Source organism: Nibrella viscosa, assembly GCF_039541875.1.
Classification (GTDB): Bacteria; Bacteroidota; Bacteroidia; order Cytophagales; family Spirosomataceae; genus Nibrella; species Nibrella viscosa.
Genome location: NZ_BAABHB010000005.1, coordinates 323,493 through 338,981, shown reverse-complemented (window position 1 = coordinate 338,981; position 15,489 = coordinate 323,493). Strand labels below are relative to the sequence as shown.

Genomic DNA, 15,489 nt, shown 5'->3' with positions numbered 1-15,489 from the left:
CTGACAATCCGAAATCCCCAATCCGAAATCCGAAATTTTAAATCGCTCCTTTCTCCTTCAACGCCTTCCACACCTTATACGGCGTAATCGGAATGTCCAGGTGGGTGATGCCGTAGGGTGACAGGGCATCGACGATGGCGTTGGCAATGGCGGGTGGTGCGCCTACCGTTGGCGACTCGCCCACACCTTTGGCTCCGATGGGGTGGTGGGGTGAGGGCGTAATCACGTGGCCGGTCTCCCAATTCGGCGACTCAACGGCCGTGGGTACAAGGTAATCCATCAACGTACCGTTCAGGATATTGCCGGCTTCGTCGTACACCAGGGCTTCGTACATGGCAGGGGCGATGCCCTGCGTGAGGCCGCCGTGTACCTGTCCCTGCACAATCATCGGGTTGATGATGTTGCCGCAGTCGTCGATGGCCACGAACCGGCGTACATGGATACCGCCCGTCTCCTTGTCGATGTCGACCACGCAGATATACGCGCCGGAAGGGAAGGTCAGGTTCGGGGGGTCGTAGTAGTGGGTGGCTTCAAAGCCGGCTTCCATCCCCTGCGGGTGGTTGGTGTAGGCCGCAAACACCAGTTCCTGAATGGTTTTGGCCTTTTCGGGTGCTCCCTTCACGAAGAATTTGCCCGGCTCCCACTCCAGGTCGTCTTCGCTTACTTCCAGCAGGTAGGCGGCAATCTTGCGGGCTTTGTCGCGCAGTTTGCGGGCGGCTATGGCGGCTGCCGCACCGGCGGTCGGTGTACTCCGGCTGGCGTAGGTACCGAGGCCGTAGGGAGCCGTGTCGGTATCGCCTTCTTCGACCTGAATGTTCTCGGCGGGGATACCCAGTTCCTCGGCAATAATCTGGGCGTAGGTGGTTTCGTGCCCCTGTCCCTGCGATTTGGTCCCGAAGCGGGCAATGGCTTTGCCGGTGGGGTGTACTCGAATCTCGGCGCTATCGAACATCTTGATGCCCAGAATATCGAAGTCTTTCGACGGACCGGCACCGACCACTTCGGTAAAAGTGGAGATACCAATACCCATCAGTTCACCTTTGGCGCGTTTCCCGGCCTGCTCCTTGCGCAGTTCGTCGTAGCCGATAACATCCATCGCCTTGCGCAGACCCGCTTCATAGTCACCGCTATCGTACACCCAACCCGTTGGCGAAGGCCACGGAAAATCTTCTTTCTTAATAAAATTCTGGAACCGCAACTCAGCCGGATCTTTACCGATTTCCAGCGCAAAGCGGTCGGTCATCCGCTCGATGGCGTGAACCGCTTCTGTCACGCGGAACGAGCAGCGATACGCAACTCCTCCCGGCGGTTTGTTGGTGTAAATGGCATCGGCCTCCATGTAGGCGGTATCATAATCATACGAACCCGTCGCGATGGAGAACATACCGGTCGGGAATTTCGACGGGTTGGCCGAGGCATCGGTATAGCCGTGGTCGGCCAGGACTTTGAAGCGCGTCGCCAGAATCTTGCCTTCTTTGGTGCCGGCCATTTCGGCGGTGATGTGGTAATCACGGGCGAAGGAGTCGGCCTGCAGGTTCTCGCTGCGGTCTTCAATCCACTTCACCGGTTTACCCACCAGGAACGAGACGGCAATGGCAATGACGTAGCCCGGATACACCGGCACTTTACCGCCGAAGCCACCGCCAATATCCGGCGAAATCACCCGCACTTTTTCTTCCGTCAGGCCCACGTGACCGGCCACCAGGGCAATCACCGTGCGAATAGCGTGCGGAGCCTGCGTAGTCATGTACATGGTGAGGTGGTTGTTCACCTTGTCGTAATCGGCCACGCAGCCGCAGGTCTCAATGGAGGCTACGTGAATGCGCGGGATGTGCATCTGCTCCTTCACCACCACTTCGGCTTTCGAGAATACATCGTCGGTTTTGGCTTTGTCGCCTACTTCCCAGTGCCAGATATGGTTGTCGGTTTTGCCGGGTTTGTCGGTCCGCAGCACGGGGGCCTCCGGGTCCAGCGCCTTGAAAGGGTCAATCACCGGCTTCATCGGCTCATAGTCCACGCGCACGGCTTCGCGCCCGTCGCGGGCGGCATAGCGGCTGGTGGCAATCACGGCGGCTACTTCCTGCGCCTGGTACATGACGGTATCGGTCGGCAGCACCATCTGGGTATCCGACATCAGGGTCGGCATCCAGTGGAGGTTATACTGCTCCAGGTCCTTGCCGGTCACCACGGCCACTACCCCTGGCACTTTCAGGGCCGCTTCGGTGTCTATTTTCTTGATTTTGGCGTAGGCATACGGGCTGCGGACAATGTCCATGTAGAGCATTCCGTCGAGCTTGATGTCGTCAACGTAATGGCCCTTGCCCTGCACAAATCGTATGTCTTCTTTGCGCTTGATGGAATGTCCCATCCCGCCAATCGCCTTTGAGGTTTTACACTGTTGTGTCATCTTTATTTGGGGTCGATTTTAGGGTTAGACAAACTGGGGTTCGGTGGAAGGCGTTTCTTCACCCCGGATTTTGGCACCTGCATACTGGATCGCTTTCACGATATTGTTGTAGCCCGTGCAGCGGCACAGATTGCCCGAAATACCCCAGCGGATTTCTTCTTCCGTCGGGTTGGGATTCTGCTCCAGCAGTTCAATGGCCCGCATCATCATGCCGGGCGTGCAGTAGCCGCAGTGCAGGCCGTGGTTTTCCTTAAAGCCCTCCTGAATGGGATGCAGGGCCGCACCGGGGGCGCAAAGGCCCTCGACGGTTGCCACGGATTTGCCGTTGGCCTGTACCGCCAGTACGGTGCAGGATTTAACCGACTTGCCGTCGAGCAGAATAGTGCAGGCTCCGCAACTGCTGGTGTCGCAGCCGATGTGGGTGCCCGTCAGGTTCAGGTTTTCCCGGATGAAGTGTACCAGCAGCAACCGCGGCTCTACCTCGGCCGTGTGGGGTTGTCCGTTGACAGTGACGGTGATTTGTTTCATGGGTATGTAATGAGTGAATGAACGAATGAGCGAAAGAGTGAAAGACCGGGCTGGCGGCCCAGCGAAAGAGTGAATGGTCGAATCTGGCGCATCACTCAGCCGTACTAGGCCATGGCGCGTTCGGCGGCTTTGTGAATCATACGTTTCACCAGCACACCCACCATGGCGCGTTTGTATTCTTCGTCGCCCCGCAGGTCGGCTGATGGATTGCAGTCTTCCGAGGCATACCGGGCGGCTTCGGCAATGACCTCGTCGGTGAGGGTTTTGCCCCGCAGCGCTTCTTCAGAGCGGGTGGCCCGCAAGGGCACGGGGTTGACGTTGGTCAGGCCGATACCGGCATAGGTACAGACTCCGTTGCTGTCGAGCGTGAGTTGCACGGCTACGCCGGCGGTGGCGTAATCACCCACTTTGCGCTCCAGTTTGTGGTAAGCGCTACCCGTACCGGGACCCGGCAGCGGAATCCGGATTTCGGTCAGGATCTCGTCGGGCTGGAGAGCGGTGGTGTAAAAGCCGTAGAAAAACTCGTCGATGGGAATTTCGCGATTGCCTTCCGGGCCGGTGGCTACTACGGTGGCGTTGAGGGCCATCATCACGGCCGGGTGATCGTTGGCTGCGTCGCCGTGGGCCAGGTTACCGCCGATGGTTCCCATGTTGCGCACCTGCGGGTCGGCAATGAGTTTGGTTACGTCGCCAAAAATCGGGAAGTGCTGTTTGAGCAGGTCGGAGTGCTCCAACTGGGCTTCGCGGGTGAGGGCTCCGATTTTGAGCGTCTCATCCTCGATGTTGATGTCGGCCAGTCCGGGAATTCCGTTGATGTCGATGATGTGTTCCGGCGAAGCAAACCGGAGTTTCATCATGGGAATCAGGCTGTGCCCGCCTGAGAGAATTTTGGCCTCGTCGCCATACTTCTGAAGCAGCGCAATGGCCTCATCGAGTGTGGTGGGGGCTTCGTAATTAAATTCTGCAGCAATCATGTGGTAGGTAGGAATAATTAGAGGTTCTGGTTAAATACGGGTATTTACAATTAATGCAGCTACATATAATAAGGCAACCGACAGCGGTTGCAATGGATAGGTTTTATAGCATAGGCTTCGGGGTTAGGGTTTATTGGTTTGTTGACAGGGGGAATCGGCGTGCCAGACGTGTATGGTTCAGCCATCGATAGCCGGGACCATTGTAGATACTGCTCAAAAGCAGGAGGATTGCTCCTGTGTAGTACCACCCCATAGCGTTGGGTGTAAGAAGGCCAAAAAGCAGAAGAGATAACCCCAAAAGCGCAGTGAGGATGGCGGTTCGCGTTCCTCTGCCCCGGTAGTTTCGGGTAATAGTATACAGACAAATAAGCGCCAACGCCACCGCCAGCCACGCACCCCAGTCAGTGTGATGCTGCAACGCAGACGGCGCTCCGCAGATGGCTATGGAACTGGTATAGGCTACTACGCAGAATGGGCACTTGGGTAAAAACAGGATGAGGAGCCCCGACGATGTGGGAGACCAGCGGCTGGGAGGCTTGCTGTGCGTTGAAGCAGCCTTACCGCATGCGTTGCATGAGGGTTCAGTTAAAGGTTTCATCAAGTTACGTAGGTAGACGGTAGGGGTCAAGCTGCCTGAGAAACCACTAAAAATAGCTGATTGTTTATGTTTTCTCTAGAATTATTCAAATTTTTTTCACGGGCCGGCTGATTGCCTGTTCACCAGTAGGCCAGGGGATATAAACGGTTTGCCTTTAATATGTTTACTTACAGAGGTGTTTCCCGGCTAGGCAAGGCGGTTAACGACAGTAACGACATGCCGGATGGCGGTGTTCACGTCTTCCTCCGACGTGAACCGGCCCAGGCTGAATCGCACGGAGCTATAAGCTAAGTCATCGGATAGGCCCATCGCTTTTAATACGTGCGAGGGGAGGGTGGTAGCCGATGTACAGGCCGAGCCGTTGGAAACGGCAATCTCATTCAGGGATAGCAACAACAATTCGCCATCAACTCCCGCAAAGGTGATATTCGTAGTATTGGGTAACCGGTACTGCCGACTGCCGTTAACGGTCGCCTGTGGTATTTGGCCCAGAATACCGGCTTCCAGTTTATTGCGGAGGGCAGCGATACGGTCTTTTTCGGTAGGCAGAAGGTTTTGCGCCAGTCGAGCCGCTTCGCCCAGGCCGACAATGCCCGGCACGTTAAGCGTACCCGACCGTCGGCCCCGCTCGTGCCGGCCGCCGTCCTGCTGGGCCGTCAGCGCAACGGATTTGCGGGCCAGCAAAGCCCCAATGCCTTTGGGGCCGTAGAATTTATGACCCGACAGACTCAGTAGATCAATCGGACTGCCGGCCCACGAAAGCGGAATTTTTCCGACAGCCTGTGTCGCATCGGTATGGAAAAGCACACCCTGTTTGTGCGCCACCGCCCCAATAGCCTGAATAGGTTGCAGTACGCCCGTTTCGTTGTTGGCGACCATCACCGATACCAGCAGCGTATCGGGCCGGATGGCGGCTTCCACCTGCTCTGCTCTGATAAGTCCTTCCGAATCAGGGGTCAGATAGGTGATCTCCGCACCCAGATGGGCCAGGTGTTCGCAGGTATCCAGCACCGCTTTGTGCTCCGTGCTGACGGTGATGAGGTGATTGCCCCGGTGGCGGTTGGCTTCCCAGACGCCCTTCAGCGCCAGATTGATTGACTCCGTGGCTCCGCTGGTAAACACCACGTCTTTCGGGTCGGCGTCCAGCAGGCGGGCAAGCTGCTTTCGGGCGGTGCTAACCGCTTCTTCGGCTTTGGACCCAAATACATGCGTACGCGAAGCCGCATTGCCGAAGTGCATACTGAAATAGGGCAGCATCACCTCCAGCACCGCCGGGTCCACGGGCGTCGTCGCGTTATAATCGAAGTAGGCGGGGTAATTCATGGCAGAGCTAGGTTACGGTCGATGGGCAATGTAAAAACGAAAATAATTCGCTCTGGGTTTCTACTCCCCCTTCGCCTTTTGCCACCTCACGCGGGCGACCAGCAGGTCGTACAGGCTGTTGAGCAGGTTGGTTTCCGCTTCGTTCAATGATTTTTCGGTATCCAACAGCTCACTGTACAGCAGTGAGCCAAGCTCGTATTTGGCCTGGCTGACCTGGTATACCTCTTCGGCAAGCTGGTAGTTCTCGCGGGCGTATTGCAGGTTTAGCCGGGCGTTGATGAGTTCGGTACGGACGGTTTCGAGTTCGTCCAGTACGGCGCGGCTCTGGCGGCTGAGGTCGTTCTGGGCAATCTGCTGCCGAAGCTGGTACTCCAGCCGCTCGCGCCGGGTGGCGTTGCGGTCGAAAACAGGGACAGTGAGCTGGACACCCACGTAGTTGAACGGTGACCAGCCACGGTCGCTGAACAGGTTGAGTTTGTTGCTCTGGTATTGCGCTGAGTAGTTGCCATACGCCTGCAGCGTCGGGCGGAGACCCAACGCAGCCCGGTCAACACGCAGCCGGGTGAGTTCGTTGTTCAGCGCGGACTGACGGATTTCGGAGCGGTTTTCCACCAGCGCCGATACATCCGTGGGTAAGTCGTTGACCAGCGGCTCAGCGGTCAGGCTGTCGGCGAGGGCCAGCGGTTGCCTGGGGTCGATAAAGAGGGCGTTAGCGAGTTGTTGCAGGCGGAGTTGCAGTTCCTGCCGGACGCGTTTCCGCCGGATGTCGGCGTTCTGGTAGTCAAGCTGAATGCGCTTCAGGTCGTTCTCCTGAATGGTGCCCAACTGTAGTTTGGCTTTTGATACGTCGACGTACTGCTGCGCCCGGTTAACAGACCGCTCGGCCAGGGCAAGCTCTTCCTGTTTCAGCAAGGCGGCATAGTAGACTTCGGCGATGTTCAGTTTGACGTCGGCTTCGACCTGGCGCAGACTTTCCTGTTCCAGGGCTACGTTCTTCTCGGCAATCTTCACCTCCTGCCGGAGCGCCGGGTTGTAGATATTCTGCGTGGCATCCACCGCCAGCACGTGGTTGAATCGCGTACCAAACCGAATCCGCTGCGGGGCCGACGTTCCGCTTGGGAAAAAATCGCTCGGCAGTACCGTTGTAGGTAGTTGCGTATTCAGCCGAAAATTAGCTGAGCCGTTGACCGCCGGCAGCCACTGATCGCGGTTTTTCCGGACGTTATTTTCGGCGACCTGAACCGTCAGCCGCTGATTTTGTAGTTCCAGCCGGTTTTTTAGCCCCAGGTCAATAGCCTCCGGCAGCGATAGCCGCAGCGGTTGCGCACCAGGGGTTTGGGCGTGAACGACGGCAGGGACTGAACCGAAAAGCAGGGATACAAAAACGAGGGTAGCTTTCATCCGAATAAGCGCTTACATCCTGAAGATTTGAACCGGTTCGAGTTTGGTGATTTTGCGCATGGCAAACAGGCTGCTGATGATGGAGATGAACAGCGTAACGCCCACCAGAAAGGTCAGTAGCCCCGGTGTCAGTTGAATATCCAGCGCCTTTTTCGTTGCCTGTACAAAAAAATAGAGCAGGGCAAAGGCGATGACAAAGCCCACTACGGAGTAGATAATGGCCTGCATCAGAATCATTTTCCGAATAATGGCATTGTTGCCGCCAATGGCCTTGATGGTGCCGTAGTCGCGGATGCGGTCGTTCACGGCCGAGTACATGGTCAGCCCCACAATAGCCAGACCGGTGATGATGGCAAAAATGACCAGTAGCCCAAATGAGGCCACAATACCGCTGGTTTTAGCCGTGTAGCGGAAGGTTTCGTTGGTGAATTCCTGACCCTCCCAGGCCCTCACGCCGGGTATTTCGTGGTTGATGGCGTCGACTACCTGCTTAGCCTCCATACCGGGCTGCCATTCGACCAGAAAAGCCGAGGCTTTGGTGGTCGATATGCCGCCGAGGCTGCGGGCGCGGTCGATGGTGGTGAAGCCATAGGCAATACCCAGCCCTCGTGCGCCCCGCGTCTGCCCAACCAGCACCGACCGTTGACCATTAATTTCAAAATAGTCGCCAATCCGAATGTTGTTGAGCGTCGGCGCGTCGTATTCGTCGGTAATCACGGCTCCGGGCTGCAACAGATCAAAGCGGTTGCCTTCAACCAGTTTCCAGGGGCCTCCGGCAAATGTTGGGGGTTTGGTGCCAATCAGCGTGACCGTCGCTTTGGTGCCATTGCTGAATTTAACATTCCCCGGCGCAACTACTATCGGGTTTACCCGCGTTACTCCCCGAACGGTATACAGTTCACGGGCTATGCGCATATCGAGCTGGGGCAGATCGTTGACCTGCTGTGTTTTGTCACTCACCACCCAGATGTATTCGGTATTGTTTTTCGCCAGCGACAGGATGCCTTCCAGCAGGCTGAAACAGATCCCTAATTGTTGCCCGATCAGGAAAACCGACAGCACGATACCGAACAGGATACCGAACATCTTGGGTTTGTCGTACCATAAGAACCGGAATGCTTCGGATAGCATGGCGTTACTGGACTAGGATTAAACAATCGACGCGGCTGCCGATGAGTGGCATTTTTCCTTTTTCGAGCCGGACGTGAACTTCGCGCACCCGGCGGTCTTCCAGTTCGGTTGACTGGTCCTTGAAGAGCGATTTCTGCTTCAGGTAATCGGCCGCAAAGCTGACCGTACCCCGCGCCAGGGTGTCGCCGGTCGTCTGCGAGATAATGACGGCGGGCTGGCCTACCTGCACCCGTTCGGCGTATAGTTCGTCTATTTCGGTTTTGGCGATAAGGGTACTTCCGGCCGCCAGTTCGGCAATTTTGGTGTCGCTGGTAACGTAATCACCGGGGTCGACCAGCACATTCAGGATTTTGCCGGCTTCGGGAGCCGTCACTTTTTTCTGGCGGACCAGGGTCTGGTAGTAGTTAATATCTGCCTTTAATTCGCCTAACCGGCTTTGCGACTGCGCCAGCGTTGCCCTGGCTGCTTCTACTTCTTTTTCCAGCCGGTCTACTTCGGCTTTGCTATCCTCCAGCGCCTGTTTGGTCTGGGCTTTAGCCTCGTACAGCTTGATGTTGCGCGCATAGGTATCGCGGGCGTTTCGCAACTGGACGCGCATGGCTTCCAGGTTGGCCGCGTTGGACCGGATAGCCGCCTGCTGTGCGGCTAACTTGCTCTGGGCCTGCGCCAGTTGCGCCGTTTCAACGGCTACTTCAACCGTCAGGAGCGACTGCCCTTTCTGCACCGGCTGGTTCTCGTTCATCAGCACGCGGACAATGTTACCCGTAGTACCGGCGGTGATGTTCAGAATTCCTTCTTCGGGCTCAATACGCGCTACGCCCAGAATGCGCTTGCTGGTAGTGGGTGTTTGTAGAGAATCGGCTGTGGCTGCGTCGGCTTTATCCGCATCTTTGTTACAGGCAATCAGCCCGGCCGCTAAAAGGCTGAGCCAAAACCCGGTGGTCCATCCAAGCAGACCTGTTTTTTTGGGGATGGTAGTTTGCATGGTGATCAGATCGTTTGTGCTTATTCGCCAAAATCAATGGAATGCAGGTCGAGGGGAGAGACAATTCCGTTTTTTACTTCTACCGCCCGGTCGGCGTATTTTTGCAGGCGCGGGTCGTGGGTGACCACGGCTACAGCCTTGCCGTTGCGGGCCAGCATTTGCAGTTCTTCCATCACCACCGACAACGAATCTTTATCGAGCGCAGCCGTAGGTTCGTCGCACAGCACAATTTTAGGGTCGGCTACCAGGGCGCGGGCAATGGCAATCCGCTGCTGCTCTCCACCCGACAGCGTTTTGGGCAGGTTTTTCCGGCGGTGGGTCATCTGCACTTTTTCGAGCGCTTCGTTGGTCAGCCGCCTGACTTCTGCCGCTGGTCGTTTCTGCATCAGCAGCGGAAAAGCCACGTTCTTTTCGGCGGTCAGCGGGGCCAGCAGGTTAAACTGTTGGAACACAAAGCCGATGGTGTTGAGCCGGATGGCGGCCATTTCATTGGCCGAAAGCTGGTTGACCTCCTGGTTGTCGATGAAGAGCCGGCCTTCAGTTGGATTGATCAGGCAACCGATTAGGGAGAGCAGGGTGGTTTTTCCGGAACCGGAAGGCCCGATAATCAGCAGGAGTTCGCCCTCGTTCAGCGACAGGGTCGTCTTGTCTAGGGCAGTAATCGTCTGGTCGCCCACTTGGTATAGCTTGTTAGCCTTCTCTAACTGTGCAATCATTTTACTACTTTTTAGTAGTTAACAGGGCAAATCTATTATGGTTTAGTAATAATTACAACTTTTTGGTAATTTTTATTTTATATTTGCTACTATTAAGTACGAATGTACTGACAGACACTGAATGAAAAAGCGAGAGAACCCGGTTGTAGCCCTGGTAAAAGCCTGGGAGGTATTTGAAGACAGCCACCCTACCGGTACGGTAGCGGAGTTTTGCCAGGATTACCTAATGCGGCATCAAACGGGTAACACAGAGGAGAGAATCAGCCATCAGGACGTGGCTGACATACCCGGCATGCGTGTATCGGATGCGCTGGTGGTGACAATGGCGCGGGTGGTAAAACATTCCAATTTTTATTCCCGCAAGGTAATGCAAAAGCTGCCGGTGGATAACGGCGAAGATTTTGCGTACCTGGCTACCCTGCACTTTCACGGCCCGATGCGAAAAAGCGAGCTGATTCACCGCAACATCTCAGAGTTTACCTCCGGTACCAACGTCATCAACCGGTTGTTGAAGCAGCACTTGATCGATGAATACAACGATCCCGACGATGCCCGGTCGAAGCAGGTGAAGATCACGCCAAAAGGTGTGGAGCGGCTCATGCATTCGCTGCCGGATATGGCCAAGGTTAGCGATTTGTTGCTGGACGGCGTTTTGACGGAAGAAGAAAAAAAGCTGGCCGTGCATATCCTGCTGAAAGTCGACCGGTTCCATTCGGAGCACCACCCGGCCATCCGGAACCTGAGCATAGAGGAGATTCAGGAGCGGCTTAGCGAAAGAGCGAAAGAGTGAAAGAGTGAAAGAGTGGCTTCGCATCATTGTCACTCATTCAGGCAACGCACCCACTCTTTGACTCTTTCACCGTTTATTTTTACACATGATGAACGTCAAAGCCATAAAGTCCCAACTCTACGCCCGCTGCCTGGCGTATGTAGATCAGCGTATCGAAACGGCCCGGACGGCTATGGAGGCTGCGCAGGAGGCTGCCAACTCCGAAACCAAAAGCAGCGCCGGTGATAAGTATGAAACTGGCCGCGCTATGGCCCAGCGGGAGCGCGACATGAGTGCCGCCCAACTGGCCGAATCGCTGAAGCTGAAAAAAGAGCTGGAGCAGATTACTGCCGATGCGAGTTATGAAACGGTGCAGCGGGGTAGCCTGGTCATGACCGACCAGGGGAACTTCTTTATCAGCATCAGTGCGGGGAAGATTACGCTGGAGGGTGTCGATTATTTTGCGGTTTCGTTGGCTTCACCGCTAGGAAATGGGTTGATTAACCGCAAGGCAGGAGAGGAGGTTCGGGTTAATAACCGGTGGTATCGGATTATGGAGGTGGGATAAAGGCGTTATTACACAGCGCTACACAGAGAAGCACAGCGCTACACAGAGAATTTTATGCCGTCAGTAGCGAGAGGAGTTTCCTGATTTCGCCGTGGTCGGTTAAGGCTTTTATGGGGGACAGGCCGAGTATTTGCGTACGGACGTTGTTGACTTCAGGCAGGCTAATTGGCTGGTTTTGCTGGCGGGAGATGATGAGGGCTGCGATGGCTGTTTTTAGTTGGTTGGCTTTGGCCCGGAAGGTATGGGGTGAGTACCGGCCGGGATGCAAATGCACAAAGGCTGGTGGCAGACTCAGGCGGAGGACCCAGCAACTGCCGTCCGACAGCGTAACGGCTCCGTAGCCGTTCTGCCTGGTCAGCCACGCTGCAAAGGCCGGCTGATCTGATAAGCCGTTTGCCCGCAGCCAGCGCTCTACTTCATCAACAATCTGTTCTATGTCCAGCGCACCGGTGTAAATATCCATCTGCGAAGCACCCAGTGGCAACAGGGCACTTCGCAGGTGGTCTGAATCGGTCAATTGATTCTCGGCAATCAATGCCTTAATAGCCGGCAGGTAGTGCTTGAGGGTGTTGAAGGTGATCAGGCCCGTCATTACAACGCTTTTATAAACTCCTCCAGGGCATTCAGATGGTCGGAAAATGCTTTTTTGCCCACTTCGGTGGCTGTATAGGTGGTGTTGGGTTTGCGGCCGATAAACTGTTTCTGCACTTCCAGAAAGCCCTGTTCTTCCAGCGCCCGCAAGTGCGTAGCCAGGTTGCCGTCGGTGAGGCTGAGCAACTCCTTGAGCGTGTTGAAGCTCAAGGACTCATTCACCATCAGCACCGACATAATGCCGAGCCTCGCTTTACTCTCAAATGCTTTATTAAATCCAATGAGCAGTTCTTTCATGAAGCCGGTTTTTCGTATTTGTAATACATGACCGTTCCGTAGGCAATATTCAGCAGGCCGAAGCCGATAGCCCATGTCAGCAGGCTGTATCCGGTCAGAAACAAGGCCACCAGCCCCAGCGCTATCTCCGACATACCCAGGTACTCTACATCCCGGTGCGTATGCTTGCCGGCATTGAGCAGGGCCAGCCCGTAAAAGATAAGCGTAGCCGGAAAGATGAGCCAGATCAGGTTGTGATACACCATGCCGATGCAGAAGACCCCACCAGCAACCAGCGGCACGGCCAGCGCCCACAGCAGTCGTTGAGAAGTTGCGTTCCAGACCGTTTGCCCGTGCTGCCGGGCCTTGCGAACGGTGAAAAAGATGCCGGTTGCCAGTGCTAACACTAGCACAATGAGTCCATCGGCCAGCAGAAATATCAATAGTTCCCGGCGCGACGAACTACTCAGGCTCGATTCGGCATCGGGGGCTAACAAACTGAGCCAGTCGGTTTGTAGCCGCACATAGGCGATACCCGCCCCGATCAGCGCAATAACACCGGCCGATACACCGGACAGTCCGCTCAGGGACAGGAATTTGGAGGAGCGCTCCATCAGGCTCCGGATCTCGGTCAGGGTTTGCAGATGCTCCCGGTTTTCGTACATAGTGGTCCAGAAATAGCAATAACAGGTTTAAAAGAATAATGCGTAAAGGCGTCCGCCGAAAACAATAAGCCCCACCAGTACCGCCATAATAACCACCATCAGCACACCACCGGCGGCCATGTCTTTGGCCGCTCCGATACCCGGATGGCGTTCCGGCGATACCACATCGGCCAGCTTTTCGAGGGCGGTGTTAAAGGCTTCGGCCATCCAGACCAGTCCTATCTGCGAAAGTATTATGGCCCACTCCAGCGAGGATAATCCCAGCCAGAGACCTAACACCACTACCGCAACGGCGGCTACCAGATGTACTTTGGCGTTGTTTTCGTATAAAAAGAGGGCAGCAATGCCCCGCATGGCAAAGCGAAAACTGCGAAAGACCTTACGAATATTAATCATGCAGGGGGGTATTGTCGAACCAATGACGCATCGGGCGACCGGTCGCGTGAGTACGTAAGCCATACAGATAAAAGGCTACGTACAGACACGCCAGCGTAACGCCATACGTCAGCGTCAGCGTCAGTACCATCGGATCACGCATGGCGTAGCCAATGGCTTTCAGCAACGAACCCGGATGGGTTAGCACATCCCAGCTATTCCACCGGCCATACCGGCCCAAATATATACCAAAGCCTGCTAATCCCTGCGCGGTCAGTACCACCAGCCACGCCAGCGCCGGCTGGGTCATATCGTTCAGTAGCCGGTGAACCAGCAGGGTAGCATACAGGCCAGCCAGCAGACCCGTCAGCGCAAACAGAAACAAGGTCAGCGTATCAAACCACAGCAGCGATTCGCCGACGCTCCGGATATGGAACAGGTCGGTGATGATGTAGGGTGCATTCGGCAGAAATACCAGCCATCCGGCCAGCGCCGAGCCAACCAGCCACCGGTTAGCCACCTGTGCCTTCGTCAGATCACGCAACACCAGCATAATGCCTAACGGAAACCACGCCAGCGCCAGATTCCATGTCAGCATCGTGAAGAACCACCAGTTGCCGGTGATGAGCCCCCGTGCCGTGACCATGCCCAAACCTGTAACCGTAAGCAGGGCTAATGCCGTAAGCCCCTCGCCGGAGGAGCGCTGAAAGGAAGCACATGGGATATTCTTCATATCTTAAAAGAACTTTGTTTTGCAAAGTAAAGGAATAAAAAAAGTTTTTGTCAATTCTTTTTTAGGGTGCGCTTTTTTGATATGCTGACGAAGGATGCATCCCATGCATCGTTTACCCGTAAGATACTTTCTTCGGCAGCATGTCAAAAAAGCCTGTCTCACAGATTAGCCTCCTCAGCAAGTTCTTCCGGATCGGTGGGTGGACTAGCCGGTGATTGGATAAATCGGCGAAAGAAATACCAGCCGACAAGCACCATAAAACCCGCTACAGTGATGGGCAGATATATACTGATGGTATCGATATAAGCCGCAATGATGGGCGGCACGGCAAAGGCGGCCGATAAAACCGACTGATTAATGCCCATGATTTTCCCCTGTTCCTGCGTAGTGGCACTCATGGAAACCAGCGAGGTTGAATTGGGCGAAGTTAGGCCCTGAAAAACAGCGAGCACCGGCACAATCAGAAACAACTGCCAACTCTTCTGGGGTAATAAAAACAGCCACAGCGCAAAGCCCAGCCCCAGCACACTTACCCGCAAAATCTGCTGTGGACTGTACACCCTGGCTACCCGCCGGACTACCGCCCCCTGCATAAAGGCGACCGACAGCCCGACAAAGGCAAAATAATTCCCGATCTGCACCTGGTTGAAGTCGAAGCGCTTGACCAGAAATACCTGAAAAAACTGCGTGTAAAAGTTGAAGCCCAGCGAATAGAAAAACACGCCCAGGAACAGGATGCGCAGCCTGTCGTTGGCAAAGGCTTCCCGCAGGTTTCGGAAGCCTGTAAGTGCGGTGACCGGACGATAAACCGGCTCTGGCAGAGTTTCGTGGAAATTAAGATAAACCAGAATGATGTTGATGAACGACAGCAGAGCAGCCGCCAGAAAAGGCGTTTCAAAGCTGAACCAGGAGACAATATCGGAATTGGACAGCACACCCCCCAGAAACGGCCCGATGATAAAGCCCAGACCGAAGGCTACACCAATTAAGCCAAAATTTTTGGTTCGGGTCTGCTCATCACTGCGGTCGGCAATGGCCGATTGGATGATGGACACGTTGCCCCCGCCGAGGCCGTAGATAATCCGGCTCAGAAACAGAATGGCAATGTTGCGCTGGTGAATGCCGAGTGCAAAAATCAGATACCCGGCCAGCGTCAGCACCAGCGAGAACTGTAGCAATGGCCGGCGACCGTACCGGTCTGATAAGGCACCCAGCAACGGCCCCCCAAAAAAGCCGGCTATGGAAAACGAGGCAATTAGAAATCCCAGCAAAATTGTCCGCTGCTCCTCCGAATAGGTAGCGGGTAAAATGCCTGATTCGGGCCGGATCATAAGTGGGGTGATAATTGGAATAGCAATCCCCACGCCAACCAGGTCCAGAAAGACCGTAAAAAATATGGTCGTCAGCGAAAGCCGGCGCGCTGAATTCCCGTTACGCATCTGTTCAGGG

The 15,489-nt window shown here is 55.3% G+C and carries 16 protein-coding genes; 2 read left to right on the top strand and 14 right to left on the bottom strand.

The window, feature by feature from the left end; genetic code table 11:
* Window positions 1–37: 37 nt before the first annotated feature.
* The 8 genes from ABD931_RS15265 to ABD931_RS15230 form a co-directional block, all read right to left on the bottom strand.
* On the bottom strand, window positions 38–2,407 hold the full coding sequence (locus ABD931_RS15265; RefSeq protein ID WP_345268583.1) for an aerobic carbon-monoxide dehydrogenase large subunit: 2,370 nt from the start codon (window positions 2,405–2,407) through the stop codon (window positions 38–40).
* Between the two features lie 24 nt (window positions 2,408–2,431).
* Window positions 2,432–2,935 carry a (2Fe-2S)-binding protein gene (locus ABD931_RS15260; protein ID WP_345268581.1) on the bottom strand — a complete coding sequence of 168 codons (504 nt, stop codon included), beginning with the start codon at window positions 2,933–2,935 and terminating at the stop codon, window positions 2,432–2,434.
* 104 nt (window positions 2,936–3,039) lie between these two features.
* Window positions 3,040–3,909 (bottom strand): FAD binding domain-containing protein, encoded by an 870-nt coding sequence (locus tag ABD931_RS15255; protein ID WP_345268579.1) that lies wholly within the window; start codon window positions 3,907–3,909, stop codon window positions 3,040–3,042.
* A 784-nt stretch (window positions 3,910–4,693) separates the two neighbouring features.
* Window positions 4,694–5,830 (bottom strand): cysteine desulfurase family protein, encoded by a 1,137-nt coding sequence (locus tag ABD931_RS15250; RefSeq protein WP_345268577.1) that lies wholly within the window; start codon window positions 5,828–5,830, stop codon window positions 4,694–4,696.
* A gap of 60 nt (window positions 5,831–5,890) precedes the next feature.
* A complete protein-coding gene (locus tag ABD931_RS15245) occupies window positions 5,891–7,231 on the bottom strand; it encodes a TolC family protein (protein ID WP_345268575.1) in 1,341 nt (446 codons plus the stop codon).
* A 12-nt stretch (window positions 7,232–7,243) separates the two neighbouring features.
* Window positions 7,244–8,362 (bottom strand): ABC transporter permease, encoded by a 1,119-nt coding sequence (locus ABD931_RS15240; RefSeq protein WP_345268573.1) that lies wholly within the window; start codon window positions 8,360–8,362, stop codon window positions 7,244–7,246.
* A 4-nt stretch (window positions 8,363–8,366) separates the two neighbouring features.
* The gene (locus ABD931_RS15235; protein ID WP_345268571.1) at window positions 8,367–9,347 is read right to left on the bottom strand and encodes an HlyD family secretion protein; all 981 of its coding nucleotides are present in this window, start codon (window positions 9,345–9,347) and stop codon (window positions 8,367–8,369) included.
* A 20-nt stretch (window positions 9,348–9,367) separates the two neighbouring features.
* The gene (locus ABD931_RS15230; RefSeq protein ID WP_345268570.1) at window positions 9,368–10,063 is read right to left on the bottom strand and encodes an ABC transporter ATP-binding protein; all 696 of its coding nucleotides are present in this window, start codon (window positions 10,061–10,063) and stop codon (window positions 9,368–9,370) included.
* Window positions 10,064–10,184: 121 nt separating this feature from the next.
* On the opposite strand from ABD931_RS15230, the gene ABD931_RS15225 reads away from it, so the two are divergent.
* A complete protein-coding gene (locus ABD931_RS15225; RefSeq protein ID WP_345268568.1) occupies window positions 10,185–10,853 on the top strand; it encodes a MarR family winged helix-turn-helix transcriptional regulator in 669 nt (222 codons plus the stop codon).
* Between the two features lie 85 nt (window positions 10,854–10,938).
* Complete coding sequence (locus tag ABD931_RS15220) at window positions 10,939–11,400, top strand: 3-oxoacyl-ACP synthase (protein WP_345268566.1); 462 nt, start codon at window positions 10,939–10,941, stop codon at window positions 11,398–11,400.
* Between the two features lie 52 nt (window positions 11,401–11,452).
* Here ABD931_RS15220 and ABD931_RS15215 read toward each other — a convergent pair whose 3' ends face one another.
* The 6 genes from ABD931_RS15215 to ABD931_RS15190 form a co-directional block, all read right to left on the bottom strand.
* A complete protein-coding gene (locus ABD931_RS15215) occupies window positions 11,453–11,992 on the bottom strand; it encodes a hypothetical protein (RefSeq protein ID WP_345268564.1) in 540 nt (179 codons plus the stop codon).
* On the bottom strand, window positions 11,992–12,288 hold the full coding sequence (locus ABD931_RS15210; protein ID WP_345268562.1) for a winged helix-turn-helix domain-containing protein: 297 nt from the start codon (window positions 12,286–12,288) through the stop codon (window positions 11,992–11,994). Before ABD931_RS15210 ends, ABD931_RS15215 begins: the two co-directional genes overlap by 1 nt.
* On the bottom strand, window positions 12,285–12,932 hold the full coding sequence (locus tag ABD931_RS15205) for a hypothetical protein (RefSeq protein WP_345268560.1): 648 nt from the start codon (window positions 12,930–12,932) through the stop codon (window positions 12,285–12,287). Before ABD931_RS15205 ends, ABD931_RS15210 begins: the two co-directional genes overlap by 4 nt.
* A 27-nt stretch (window positions 12,933–12,959) precedes the next feature.
* Window positions 12,960–13,328, bottom strand: a complete 369-nt coding sequence (locus ABD931_RS15200) for a diacylglycerol kinase family protein (RefSeq protein WP_345268558.1) — start codon at window positions 13,326–13,328, stop codon at window positions 12,960–12,962.
* Window positions 13,321–14,040: a DUF1361 domain-containing protein gene (locus ABD931_RS15195; RefSeq protein WP_345268556.1), complete on the bottom strand. Its 720-nt coding sequence runs from the start codon at window positions 14,038–14,040 to the stop codon at window positions 13,321–13,323. Before ABD931_RS15195 ends, ABD931_RS15200 begins: the two co-directional genes overlap by 8 nt.
* Before the next feature lie 158 nt (window positions 14,041–14,198).
* Entirely contained in the window at window positions 14,199–15,479 is a 1,281-nt protein-coding gene (locus ABD931_RS15190) for an MFS transporter (RefSeq protein ID WP_345268554.1), read from the bottom strand.
* Between the last annotated feature and the right edge of the window lie 10 nt (window positions 15,480–15,489).

Coding starts and splice junctions, on each gene's coding strand:
- ABD931_RS15190 (WP_345268554.1), bottom strand. CDS start 15,479: ATGCGTAACGGGAATTCAGCGCGCCGGCTTTCGCTGACGACCATATTT.
- ABD931_RS15265 (WP_345268583.1), bottom strand. CDS start 2,407: ATGACACAACAGTGTAAAACCTCAAAGGCGATTGGCGGGATGGGACAT.
- ABD931_RS15255 (WP_345268579.1), bottom strand. CDS start 3,909: ATGATTGCTGCAGAATTTAATTACGAAGCCCCCACCACACTCGATGAG.
- ABD931_RS15205 (WP_345268560.1), bottom strand. CDS start 12,932: ATGTACGAAAACCGGGAGCATCTGCAAACCCTGACCGAGATCCGGAGC.
- ABD931_RS15210 (WP_345268562.1), bottom strand. CDS start 12,288: ATGAAAGAACTGCTCATTGGATTTAATAAAGCATTTGAGAGTAAAGCG.
- ABD931_RS15215 (WP_345268564.1), bottom strand. CDS start 11,992: ATGACGGGCCTGATCACCTTCAACACCCTCAAGCACTACCTGCCGGCT.
- ABD931_RS15235 (WP_345268571.1), bottom strand. CDS start 9,347: ATGCAAACTACCATCCCCAAAAAAACAGGTCTGCTTGGATGGACCACC.
- ABD931_RS15225 (WP_345268568.1), top strand. CDS start 10,185: ATGAAAAAGCGAGAGAACCCGGTTGTAGCCCTGGTAAAAGCCTGGGAG.
- ABD931_RS15200 (WP_345268558.1), bottom strand. CDS start 13,328: ATGATTAATATTCGTAAGGTCTTTCGCAGTTTTCGCTTTGCCATGCGG.
- ABD931_RS15240 (WP_345268573.1), bottom strand. CDS start 8,362: ATGCTATCCGAAGCATTCCGGTTCTTATGGTACGACAAACCCAAGATG.
- ABD931_RS15250 (WP_345268577.1), bottom strand. CDS start 5,830: ATGAATTACCCCGCCTACTTCGATTATAACGCGACGACGCCCGTGGAC.
- ABD931_RS15195 (WP_345268556.1), bottom strand. CDS start 14,040: ATGAAGAATATCCCATGTGCTTCCTTTCAGCGCTCCTCCGGCGAGGGG.
- ABD931_RS15245 (WP_345268575.1), bottom strand. CDS start 7,231: ATGAAAGCTACCCTCGTTTTTGTATCCCTGCTTTTCGGTTCAGTCCCT.
- ABD931_RS15220 (WP_345268566.1), top strand. CDS start 10,939: ATGATGAACGTCAAAGCCATAAAGTCCCAACTCTACGCCCGCTGCCTG.
- ABD931_RS15230 (WP_345268570.1), bottom strand. CDS start 10,063: ATGATTGCACAGTTAGAGAAGGCTAACAAGCTATACCAAGTGGGCGAC.
- ABD931_RS15260 (WP_345268581.1), bottom strand. CDS start 2,935: ATGAAACAAATCACCGTCACTGTCAACGGACAACCCCACACGGCCGAG.